Origin of the sequence: Paenibacillus sp. S150 (assembly GCF_019352175.1) — a bacterium.
Classification (GTDB): Bacteria; Bacillota; Bacilli; order Paenibacillales; family Paenibacillaceae; genus Paenibacillus_AQ.
Map to the genome: position 1 here is coordinate 279,608 of NZ_JACBYI010000004.1, position 10,758 is coordinate 290,365.

Genomic DNA, 10,758 nt, shown 5'->3' on the forward strand with positions numbered 1-10,758 from the left:
GGGAGAATATCAAACGGATCAAGTCATTTTATCTAACATCAATTTGCGGATTGGGAAGTTTCGGGTTGGCGATTATATGGGGGGTGCTTGGATTCAATGAACGGCGGATTAATTCGGCTTAGGGAAATGCATGACGCATTAAGTCCCTCTGAACAGAAGATTGCTGCATATATCCTGCAGAATCCGGATGAGATGATTCATCTTTCTATCGCGGACCTGGCCGCGAAGAGCGGGTCCAGCCAGGCGGCGATCGTAAGGCTGTGCAAGACGATTGGTTTTAAAGGCTACCAGGACCTGAAGATCAAGGTGGCCGGCGATTTGCAGGGCAGAGATCCGGCAATTATCGGCTATCAGGAAATCCGCCCGAATGATACCGTTGCGGCGATCATGCAGAATGTATCCAATAACAACATTCAATCGATCCGGGACACGCTGACGATTCTGGATGAAGCCATGGTGGAACGGGCTGTGGAGGCCATTGACTGCTCCAAGCGAATCTATTTCTTCGGCGTGGGCGCTTCCAATCTGATTGCCATGGATGCCCAGCAGAAATTTCTGCGGATCAACAAGACCAGCTTTTCCTTTGCCGACCCGCATGTCCAGCTCACGAGCGCGATAACCGCTACGGAGGAAGATGTGGCTGTATGCATCTCCTACTCGGGGGAGACCAAGGAAGTCATCCGGGCCGCTTCCATTGTCAAGGAGAATGGCGGCACCGTGATCAGCATCGCCAAGTACGGCAGCTCCACTCTGAGCAAGAGCGCAGACATTCCGTTATGCACCTCCGCCACTGAAAATGAAATCCGCAGCGGAGCGATGGCTTCCCGGATAACCCAGCTTAATTTGATTGATATTTTATATCTTGCCGTCGCAAGCCGGAATTATGAGCAGTCCGTTACTTATCTGGAGAGAAGCAGACAACATATCAAGCGGCTGTAGCCGGAGAATAAAGGGGAGACAGGATAATGAAGAAAAGTTTATGCATAAGTATGGTTCTGGTTATGATGCTGATTAGCGCATGCGGCAATTCAGGCGGCAAAGAGGCGGCGGACAGCCCCGATGCCAAGGACACCATTACCGTCTGGACTTATCCGGTTCACGGCACCTATGAGGACGAGCTTAAAGGGCTGGTTGCCGATTTCCAGAAAGAACATCCGAACATCACCGTGAAGACGGAGGTGCTGTCGTGGGCGGAAGGCCCGAAGAAATTCGATGTCGCCCTGAACGCCGGCAGTCCGCCTGACCTGTATTTCCACAGTGTGGATGGAACCTATGTCAACACCGGGCTAGCACTTGCGCTGGACCCGTACATGACCGATGAGATCAAGAATGACTACCTGCCGGGAACACTGGAGCTTGCACAAATCGGCGGCAAACAGTATGGTCTTCCGCTGTATCAGTTCCAATGGGGCTGGGGCGGGAACAAGCGCATCCTTGAAGAAGCGGGCATTGACTGGGCTGCCATTCAGAAGAACGGCTGGACCTGGTCCGAATTCGAAGCGGCGGCGGCCAAGCTGACCAAGACGCTTGCCGACGGCTCCACGCAATATCCGCTGGTAACCGACGGAACATCGCTTGACTTCATTGAAATGCTGTCCCGCAATAATAATATGCCGGATGTTCTGGACGAATCGGGTGCTTTCCAGTGGAACGACGACCGTATCCTCGGTACGCTGGGCTTCATCAAAGGCCTGCTGGATAAAGGCTATCTGCCCAAAGAGACTGCGGCGATTGCTCCGGCCAAACGCTCCGATATGTTCTATGCCGGACAAGCGGCCATAATCTCCAAAGCCATTCCTTATTACGATGTGATGATCCAGAACCGCAACAAGGAAATTGACGCCGGTACTGTAAAGGGCGAGAAAATCGACTTTGTTCTGCTTCCGGTTCCGCATAATGATGATGCTCCGGCAAAAACTACTATGGGTGCGGAAGGCTATATCGCTTTTAAACAGAAGAACGATAAAGGCGAGCAGCACGCCAAGAATACCTTCCTGGTGCTGGATTACCTGAGCGGCGCCAAAGCCGGCAATTCCTCCAATGAGCTGGTGCTGCCGTTCGTACGCGAGTCCCAGGCAGAAGAATTCGCAGGCAAAGCGCTGGGCACGGAAGAAACCATCCAGGCATCGGAAATTATGGCCAAGAATATGGCAGTGCCGGTTACCTTGAAGCTGGATACCGCCATTGCCGCCAAGATGAAGCAATTTAAAGAACAAGTGGTGACCCCGAACATGCAGGCGCTGTATTCGGGAGAGAAAACGCCGGAAGCCATCGCAGAGGATTTCAAGAGTAAAGGGAGCCAAATGCTGGGCAATTAGTTCGCACTCAATAAAACTAATCATAACGCGGCTGATTGATCCGCAATATAAAGTTTGCAGGCGTACTAGACTTGCAGCGGGGGCGTCCTTCGGAATGCGGCGGGGCGCCCCCGCCAATATGGAGGAGGGAAAAGGGATGACAACAATCGCGCCAAAGCGGGTGCGCCGTTCCGCCGGCAGAGTATGGCGTGAATACGGCTGGGCCTACCTGTTTATCCTGGCGCCGGTCCTGCTGTTTCTGGTGTTTACGCTGTATCCGGTCGTGTCGGCTTTGATCATGAGCTTCCAGCAATACAATATTATGGATTCCGCCTGGATTGGCTTCGACAATTATGAACGTCTGCTTCAGGATGATACCTTCTGGAAATCGATGCGCAATACCGTTATTTTTACGGTCTGCACGGTCCCCGTCAATATCATCATCACCTTTGTGCTGTCTTACCTGATCTATCAAATGAAGACCAGATGGCAGACCTTCTTCAAGGCCACCCTGTATCTGCCGGCAGTCGCTTCAGGCGTAACGATTTCCATCGTGTGGCTGGCGATTTTTGATCCGACCAATGTCGGGCTGCTGAACCGGTTCCTGGAATGGTTTGGACTGGACCCGGTAATCTGGCTGGGCCAGTCCAAAACCGCATTGTTCTCGCTGATTCTCATGAACTGGCTGGGCTCGCACGGAGCGGGAATCATTCTGTATCTGGCCTCGATGGGCGGGGTTCCGAAATCGCTGTATGAGGCGGCCGACATTGACCATGCCAGCGGCTGGACCAAGTTCACCCGCATCACCTGGCCTTTGCTGAAGCCGACCACGCTGTATCTGCTTGTAACGGGAGTCATTACATCCTTCCAGGTGTTTATCTCCGTATATATGATGACCCAGGGCGGACCTAACTTTGCCACAACGACCATTGCTTATCTGATCTACCAGACGGCGTTCCAGTTCTATGAATTCGGGCTGGCTTCCGCGCAGTCGTTCGTGCTGGCCTTTCTGATTATCCTGGTCTCTGTCATTCAATTTAAATACTTCTCGAGTGACGTCGAGTATTAGGGCGGAAGGAGCGAACCTGTTATGAAAACCAGATCCAAGACCATTTTTCTGCTGATCGCGGCCGCGTGCCTTATTGTGTGGAGCATTGTCACGATTATTCCGCTGTACTGGATGCTAGTCGGCTCTGTGCAGGACTCGGCGGCAACTGCCAGCTTCCGTCCCAGCATGCTTCCGGAGGCCTTCTCGCTTGCGCCGTATGAACGCTTTTTTGCCAAAACCGCGGCCTGGCGCTGGCTGCTCAACTCTCTGTTCATTTCCTCGGTGCTGACGGTTACCAATGTCTTTTTTGCTTCCCTTGCGGGCTATGCATTTGCGAAATTGAAATTTCCCGGAAGCAATGCGATTTTCTGGGTGCTGCTCAGCACGATGATGATCCCGGCCCAGGTCACGCTGATTCCGCTCTATATTCTGATTGTCAATGTGTTCAATCTCGGCGACAGCTATACCGCGATTATTCTGCCTACGGCCATTACGGTCGGCAACATCTTTTTAATGAAGCAATACATGTCTTCGCTTCCGACCTCGCTGATACATGCGGCGCGGATTGATGCCTGCAGCGAATTCGGGATCTTCCGGAAGGTCATTCTTCCGCTGGCGAAGCCGGGGCTTGCCGTTCTGGCAATCTTCACTTTTGTTGCTTCCTGGAACGAATTCTTCTGGCCGTTTCTGATTACCAACTCGACGGAAATGCGGACCATTCAGGTCGGGCTGGCCTCCTTCGTATTTGCGGAATCGACAGATTTCGGAGCGATCATGGCGGGGGCGAGCGTGGGGGCTCTGCCGATGCTGATTCTGTTCTTCTCCCTGCAGCGGTACTTCCTGCAAGGCATTACCATCGGAGCCGTCAAAGGCTGAGTCAATATTCAAATGAAATGGAGGGGAAGCGCAATGGCACGAGTTGAATTCCGCAATGTGCGCAAGCAATTTGACGATCAGAACAAGCAGACCTTTACGGCGGTGGCGGGTTCGGATTTTGTGATTAATGATAAAGAATTCGTTGTGTTCGTCGGACCCTCGGGCTGCGGCAAAACCACCTCGCTGCGGATGATCGCAGGGCTGGAGCAGCAGACCAGCGGCGATATTGTGATCGGCGAACGCATCGTCAACAATCTTCATCCCAAGGACCGTGATATCGCAATGGTGTTTCAGGATTACGCGCTGTATCCGCATATGACAATCCGCGAGAATTTATCCTTTGGCCTGAAGAATCTGAAGAAGCCGAAGGCTTATATTGAACAAAAGGTCCAGGAGGCCGCGGCGATTCTCGGACTTGAGGACATGCTGGAGCGCAAGCCGCGCGAGCTGTCCGGGGGCCAGCGCCAGCGGGTGGCACTCGGCCGGGCGATTGTGCGGGATCCGCAGGTATTCCTCTTCGACGAGCCGCTGTCTAATCTGGACGCCAAGCTCCGCATTCAAATGCGGGTGGAGCTGGGTGAGCTGCACAAGCGCCTCGGCGCCACCATTGTCTATGTTACCCATGACCAGGTGGAGGCGATGACCCTCGGCGAACGGATTGTGGTCATGAATAAAGGGGTCATCCAGCAGGTGGCTTCTCCGGCAGAGCTGTATGCCAATCCCCGGAATATGTTCGTGGCCGGCTTTATCGGCTCCCCGGCGATGAATTTCATCGATGCCCGGGTGGACCGGGACCGCATCGTGATTGACGGTGCCGAGTTTGTCCTCTCCCGTGAAGCGGCGGAGGGTCTGCGGAGCTACAATGGCCGCGGGATTATCCTTGGCGTCCGTCCGGAGCATATCTATGGCGAAGACTTCGCGCCGGGTGTGTCGGCGGAGCACCGGATGCAGGCGCATATCAAGGTTGTCGAGCATCTGGGCTCGGAGAACCTGGTCTATTTTAAAATAGGCGGCAGAACCGTTACCGCAAAGGTCCATCCGGAGACCAAGGCGTACAGCAATCTCGATAAGCAGTTTATCTTCGATCTGAGCAAGGCGCGTTATTTCGATCCGGCGACGGAAGAGAGAATCGTCTGGTAAAAATAACGGATTAAATCAAAGAAGGGGAGACCAGTCATGCGGAAACTGAATCAGGTATTGGTCAGTACGGGAGCGGAGTCATTCCGGGAGATTGTACCACTAACGCTGCTTAGTCTGGCCAGCTCGGCCATGCTGGTGCCGGTGGTGATTTTTACGCCATTGGCGCTGTCGTTTATCCTTATTCCGCTTCTATATATGCCTTTGTTTTTTGGGGCATTCTATGCGTACCACCGCAGAACGGAAGGAAAGAAGCTGTCGGTCCGGGAAATGCTGGCGGGAGCCCGCAAGGGCTTTGTCCCGGCCGTAGTGTCCGGCCTGTTCTGCTCCCTGCTCGTCCTTATTTTAGGGTCCACCTGGTGGTTCTACGGCGGCCGGGACGGAGCGGTGAATTGGACGATAGCCATTTTCCAGACGTATTTTGTGGCTATGGCTTTTGTCTCCCAATTCTATACGCTGCAGCTGGTGCTGCAGAACAAGCTGGGCATCTTCAAGGCCATGGGGGAGAGCGTCAAGCTCTTTCTCCGCTATCCTGCCTATACCATCGGAGCCTTCTTTCAAGCGCTGGTAGTGGGTGTAATGCTCCTGGTTACAGTGGTGGGGTTTGCCGCGCTGTTCAATGGCCTGCTTGCGGTCTATCTGCATAAGTCGGCCAATAATGTGCTTCATCCGGATGAGGCTGCCGAAGCTGAGGGCGTTCCCGAGACGAGCCCGGCCTATGCGGAAGGCAGGCTGATATGACCGGGAGGGCAGGCGGCGGAGCAGACCGGAGTTCCGGGGACGGGCAGTGTATACCCGGAAGCGCGGCTCCGGTTAAGGGGGCTGTCCGCAGCGGAGCGGACCGGCTTGCCGCAGGTCTTTCCCATCCCCTGCTGGAGGGGCGGCGGATCGGGCTGGTGACCAACCCGACGGGAATCACGGCGGACTTCCGTTCTACCGTGGAGGTTTGCCGCGGGCTTGCCGTCTCCAGGCTTACCGCTCTTTTTGCCTGTGAACACGGTATATACGGCCAGCATCAGGCGGGAGTAAGGTTCGGGGATGAAATCGACCCTGTGCTGGGCATTCCCGTCTATAGTCTGTACGGAGAGCATAAAAAGCCGGATTCTGATATGCTGGCTGATTTGGACACAATTGTTTTTGATATTCAGGATTTGGGGATACGCTTTTATACTTATCTATCGACACTTATGTATGTCATGGAAGCCTGTGCGGAGAATGGCAAAAGCCTGCTGGTGCTGGACCGTCCTGCTCCGCTTGGCGGCGCTGGCTGTGAAGGCGGGATTTTGCAGGAAGGGTATCAGTCCATGGTCGGTGCCTGGCAGATGCCAATCCGTACCGGAATGACGGTCGGCGAATTTGCGCGGATGGCTAATGACAGAAAGGCACTTCACTGTGACCTGGATGTGGTTCCGCTTGCGGGCTGGAGCCGGGAGATGGAATTTACCGATACGGGTCTGCCCTGGATGCTGCCTTCGCCCAACATACCGACTCTGGAGACGGTGCGGGTATATGGCGGCACTTGTTTTTTTGAAGGGACCAATCTGTCCGAAGGGCGCGGGACGACGATCCCGTTCCAGTGGCTTGGAGCACCTTGGCTGGAGGTTGACCGCCTTGCTGAAGCGGTGCGGAAGCATGGGCTTCCGGGTGTGCATTTTCATCCCCAGTATGCAGCTCCGGCGTTCTCGAAGCATCAGGGCGAGCTATGCGGCGGGGTGCGCCTATTCGTGACGGACCCGCAGAGGTATGAGCCGGTCCGTACAGGACTTACTCTGCTGCATGAGGTAAGCGCGCTGTATCCCGGGCAGTTTGAGTGGCTGGCTCCCCCGGAGGGCAGGACGAGATATTTCATTGATTTGCTTACTGGCGGAGAGAAGGTCCGCCGCCTCATCGGCACAGTGGAAGGCTTGCGGGAAATCGCTGAGGAATGGCGCCTTGACAGCGCGAGGTGGCTGGCGATGCGCCGGCCTTATCTTTTGTATTCCTAGCCCGCGACATTTGGACAGACGCGCAAATACAGCGGATTTATCAAGCCTGAAACGGCGGATGGAAACCCCTAACCTGCCGTAGGAAACGACAAAATCACCACACTTTTAGACAAACTGAATTAAGGGGGCGCAGTGATGGCAATCTTTTGGAGCGAAGTGGCAAGGCGGGAATCCGTACTTGATGCGGCGGTTGCCGCAATGAGTCTGAACGACAAAATCGGCCAGATGCTGATGTGCGGCTTTGAAGGAACCGCTGTCACGGATGAAGTGCATAGGCTTGTGGCGGACAGGGGGATCGGCGGCGTGATTTATTTTGCCCGCAATGTGGAGTCCCCGGAGCAGCTTGCCTTGCTGACTGCGGATCTGCAGAAAGCGGCAGCGGAAGGGGGCAAGGCTCCCCTATGGGTTTCCATTGACCAGGAAGGGGGGATGGTTGCCCGGATTACGGAAGGCATAGCCCTTATGCCTGGCGGGATGGCCATATTCGCTGCCGGATCACTGGAGGACGCCTATGAGGCGGCGCTCATCAGCGGACGCGAACTGGCCGCGCTTGGCATTAATTTGAACTATGCCCCTGTGCTGGATATCAACAACAACCCGCAGAACCCTGTGATTGGGGTGCGTTCCTTCGGAGAGTCGCCGGAGGGGGCAGCCGATTACGGCGCGGCGGTGATCCGCGGGTTTCAGGAGGCGGGCGTTGCCGCTACCGCGAAGCATTTTCCGGGTCATGGCGACACTAACGTCGACTCCCATCTCGATCTTCCGACGATCCGCCATAGCCGGGAGCGGATGGATGAGGTGGAGCTGGTTCCGTTCCGCAGAGCTATAGCCGAGGGAGTAGACGCCATGATGTCGGCGCATATTTACTTTCCGGCGCTTGAGCGCGGGAAGCTGCCGGTTACCCTGTCGAAGACGGTGCTGACCGGACTGCTGCGCGAAGAGCTGGGTTATCAGGGAATCATCATGACCGATTGCATGGAGATGAACGCTATTGCTGAGCATTACGGAACGGTGGAGGCATCGGTGCTGGCTGTTGAAGCGGGCGCGGATATCGTTCTGGTGAGCCACCGTGCCGACCGCCAGCTCGCTGCGGTTGAGGCGATCCGCAGCGCAGTGGAGGCCGGCCGCATCAGTGAAGCGCGTATTGATGAATCCGTCCGGCGGCTGCTGGCGCTGAAGGTGAAGCGGGGAGTGATTGCCGCAGGGCCGGAGGCTGCGAGCAGGGATGATAATGCTGGTGGCTTCATTCGAACGGCCATCAATTCCACCAGCGGTGATACTGCTGCGGATGAACCGGCTGCAGGAGTCATTGCCGGTATTGTAACCGGAGACAGTACTGGAGTTGCTGCTAGTGCAGGGGAAGATGAAGGTGCGGGAGTTGCTGCCGGTGCAACAAGTGCTGAAGCGACAGGAGTGGGTCCTTCGGCTTCAGGCTACCCGGTGTTTGGCGGGAGGCTTGATGCGCTTGGATCTGCGGCGCATCTTGGGGTGGCACGGCGTATCAGCGAAGGCAGTATAACCCTGGTGCGCAATAACGGATCTATCCTTCCGTTGAAGAAGTCGGTAAGGACGCTGGTAATTACGGCAGCCCCCGTAGTGGCAACGCTGGCGGATGAATCGTTTGCCGCAGCCCCCGGGCTGGGTGCCATGCTCGCAAGACACGGGCTGGACAGCATTGACCGTGTGGTTCCTGCTGCTGAAATCGGGGCCTATGCGGCAGAGCTGCTGGAGGAAGCCCGGGCAGAAGGAGTCGGACAGATTGCAGTCGGCACGTACAATGCCCAGTTTCATGGCGGGCAGATTGAACTGGTGGAGTCTCTGCTTGCCCTTGGGAAGCCGCTGGTGGTTGTGGCTCTGCGTAATCCATATGATCTGCTGGTTATGCCGGATGTACAGGCATACGCCGCTGCTTATGAGAGCCGCCCGCTTGCGCTGGAGAGCGCGGCCAAAGCTCTGCTTGGGCAAATTCCGTTCAAGGGCAAATTGCCCGTGTCGCTTGGCGAGGAATATCCAGCCGGCTGGGGGATGACGTTATGATTGGTCCGCTCTGGAGCAACAAGCGCAGTTCTGTGGTTGTCGGACTGATGTCCGGCACTTCGCTGGACGGCATTGATGCCGCAATAGTTTCTATAGAAGGAAGCGGACTGCAGGCGGAGGTGAAACTGCTGCATTATTACAGCACCGCTTATGATGATGAACTCAGGGAGCGGCTTAAGGAGCTGTGCACGGTACAGCATTCGTCGGTGGATCTGGTATGCGGGATGAACGTATATCTGGCGGAACGCTTCGCCGAGGCAGTCATTGAGGCCGTTCGCAGTGCCGGAATGGAGATGCAGGAGATTGACCTGATCAGTTCGCATGGGCAGACAGTCTGGCATATCCCTCAGCCGGATGTTCATGATCCCTATCTTGCCAGATCCACACTGCAGCTCGGCGATTTGTCCGTGCTGGCGAAGCGGACCGGGCGCGTGGTTGTCGGGGATTTCCGTCCGGCAGATATGGCAGTGGGAGGGCAGGGGGCGCCGCTGGCTCCTTACGGAGACCTGATTCTGTACCGCGATCCCGGCAAGGGGAGACTGCTGCAGAACATTGGGGGGATCGGCAACTGTACGGCGCTGCCGCCTGCGGCGGGGCCGGAAGATGTGTTTGCCTTCGATACCGGCCCCGGCAATATGGTCATCGATCAGGTCGTATATCTGCTGAGCGGCGGAGAGCGCTCTTACGATGACGGCGGAGCTTGGGCGATGCAGGGAGCCGTTGACTGGATACTTGTCGAGGAAATGCTGCAGCATCCATACTTCGAACTGCAGCCTCCGAAGTCCACAGGCCGTGAGGTGTTCGGCAAAGCTTACGCCGAGGAATTTGCCGCCAAGGCGGGAAAGCGGGGCTTGGCCGATGCGGACATCGTAGCGACAGCTACGGCCTTTACCGCGCGGACGATAGCGGAAGGCTACAACCGGTATGTGTTCCCGCTGTGCCGGATAGACGAGGTTATTGTCAGCGGAGGCGGCGCGCATAATGCTGCGCTGCTGGATATGCTGCAAGCAATGCTGCCGGATCAGCAGGTGCTGACCTCGGGCGGGCTCGGCTATAGCGATGATGCGAAGGAAGCGATTATCTTCGCTCTACTGGGTAATGATTTCATGCACGGAGCGGCGAACAATCTCCCGTCCGCCACAGGGGCGGAACGCCCGACCATTATGGGCAAGCTGGCCTTTCCTTAGGTGCTTGCGGCTTATTTCAGTCCAAAAACACAACAGATGCCCGGGCCTGGGCATCTGTTTCTAGTTCTGGCTTTAGCCAGTTGAGTGCGTGAAACGCGCGAAACAAAAAACCACCCGCTATGCGGGTGGAGGGAACGAGGGTTTGACCACCAAGACCATTCCGATAGAATTGAGATGTTCAGGCTCAAACG

General features: G+C 55.9%; 9 protein-coding genes. All 9 read left to right on the top strand.

Translation table 11 applies throughout. The features are described from left to right. The first annotated feature begins 96 nt into the window (after nucleotides 1-96). Entirely contained in the window at nucleotides 97-939 is an 843-nt protein-coding gene (locus tag HYD27_RS07100; RefSeq protein WP_219212972.1) for a MurR/RpiR family transcriptional regulator, read from the top strand. Nucleotides 940-965: 26 nt separating this feature from the next. Next, on the top strand, nucleotides 966-2,318 hold the full coding sequence (locus HYD27_RS07105; RefSeq protein WP_219212974.1) for an ABC transporter substrate-binding protein: 1,353 nt from the start codon (nucleotides 966-968) through the stop codon (nucleotides 2,316-2,318). 136 nt (nucleotides 2,319-2,454) lie between these two features. Then, entirely contained in the window at nucleotides 2,455-3,366 is a 912-nt protein-coding gene (locus tag HYD27_RS07110; protein ID WP_219212976.1) for a carbohydrate ABC transporter permease, read from the top strand. 21 nt (nucleotides 3,367-3,387) lie between these two features. After that, nucleotides 3,388-4,221: a carbohydrate ABC transporter permease gene (locus HYD27_RS07115; protein WP_219212978.1), complete on the top strand. Its 834-nt coding sequence runs from the start codon at nucleotides 3,388-3,390 to the stop codon at nucleotides 4,219-4,221. A 33-nt stretch (nucleotides 4,222-4,254) separates the two neighbouring features. Beyond that, nucleotides 4,255-5,361: an ABC transporter ATP-binding protein gene (locus tag HYD27_RS07120; protein WP_219212981.1), complete on the top strand. Its 1,107-nt coding sequence runs from the start codon at nucleotides 4,255-4,257 to the stop codon at nucleotides 5,359-5,361. Nucleotides 5,362-5,397: 36 nt separating this feature from the next. Then, nucleotides 5,398-6,099, top strand: a complete 702-nt coding sequence (locus tag HYD27_RS07125; protein ID WP_219212983.1) for a hypothetical protein — start codon at nucleotides 5,398-5,400, stop codon at nucleotides 6,097-6,099. Continuing rightward, a complete protein-coding gene (locus tag HYD27_RS07130) occupies nucleotides 6,096-7,343 on the top strand; it encodes an exo-beta-N-acetylmuramidase NamZ family protein (protein WP_219212985.1) in 1,248 nt (415 codons plus the stop codon). The genes HYD27_RS07125 and HYD27_RS07130 overlap by 4 nt, the downstream gene beginning before the upstream one ends. A gap of 135 nt (nucleotides 7,344-7,478) precedes the next feature. Further along, nucleotides 7,479-9,380: a beta-N-acetylhexosaminidase gene (gene nagZ, locus HYD27_RS07135; protein ID WP_219212986.1), complete on the top strand. Its 1,902-nt coding sequence runs from the start codon at nucleotides 7,479-7,481 to the stop codon at nucleotides 9,378-9,380. Further along, nucleotides 9,377-10,567, top strand: a complete 1,191-nt coding sequence (locus tag HYD27_RS07140) for an anhydro-N-acetylmuramic acid kinase (RefSeq protein WP_219212987.1) — start codon at nucleotides 9,377-9,379, stop codon at nucleotides 10,565-10,567. Before nagZ ends, HYD27_RS07140 begins: the two co-directional genes overlap by 4 nt. The last annotated feature ends 191 nt before the right edge of the window (nucleotides 10,568-10,758 follow it).

What these genes read in the sequence shown, in the direction of transcription:
- HYD27_RS07115 (WP_219212978.1), top strand. Translation starts at nt 3,388, where the DNA reads ATGAAAACCAGATCCAAGACCATTTTTCTGCTGATCGCGGCCGCGTGC.
- HYD27_RS07125 (WP_219212983.1), top strand. Translation starts at nt 5,398, where the DNA reads ATGCGGAAACTGAATCAGGTATTGGTCAGTACGGGAGCGGAGTCATTC.
- HYD27_RS07105 (WP_219212974.1), top strand. Translation starts at nt 966, where the DNA reads ATGAAGAAAAGTTTATGCATAAGTATGGTTCTGGTTATGATGCTGATT.
- HYD27_RS07140 (WP_219212987.1), top strand. Translation starts at nt 9,377, where the DNA reads ATGATTGGTCCGCTCTGGAGCAACAAGCGCAGTTCTGTGGTTGTCGGA.
- nagZ (WP_219212986.1), top strand. Translation starts at nt 7,479, where the DNA reads ATGGCAATCTTTTGGAGCGAAGTGGCAAGGCGGGAATCCGTACTTGAT.
- HYD27_RS07130 (WP_219212985.1), top strand. Translation starts at nt 6,096, where the DNA reads ATGACCGGGAGGGCAGGCGGCGGAGCAGACCGGAGTTCCGGGGACGGG.
- HYD27_RS07120 (WP_219212981.1), top strand. Translation starts at nt 4,255, where the DNA reads ATGGCACGAGTTGAATTCCGCAATGTGCGCAAGCAATTTGACGATCAG.
- HYD27_RS07110 (WP_219212976.1), top strand. Translation starts at nt 2,455, where the DNA reads ATGACAACAATCGCGCCAAAGCGGGTGCGCCGTTCCGCCGGCAGAGTA.
- HYD27_RS07100 (WP_219212972.1), top strand. Translation starts at nt 97, where the DNA reads ATGAACGGCGGATTAATTCGGCTTAGGGAAATGCATGACGCATTAAGT.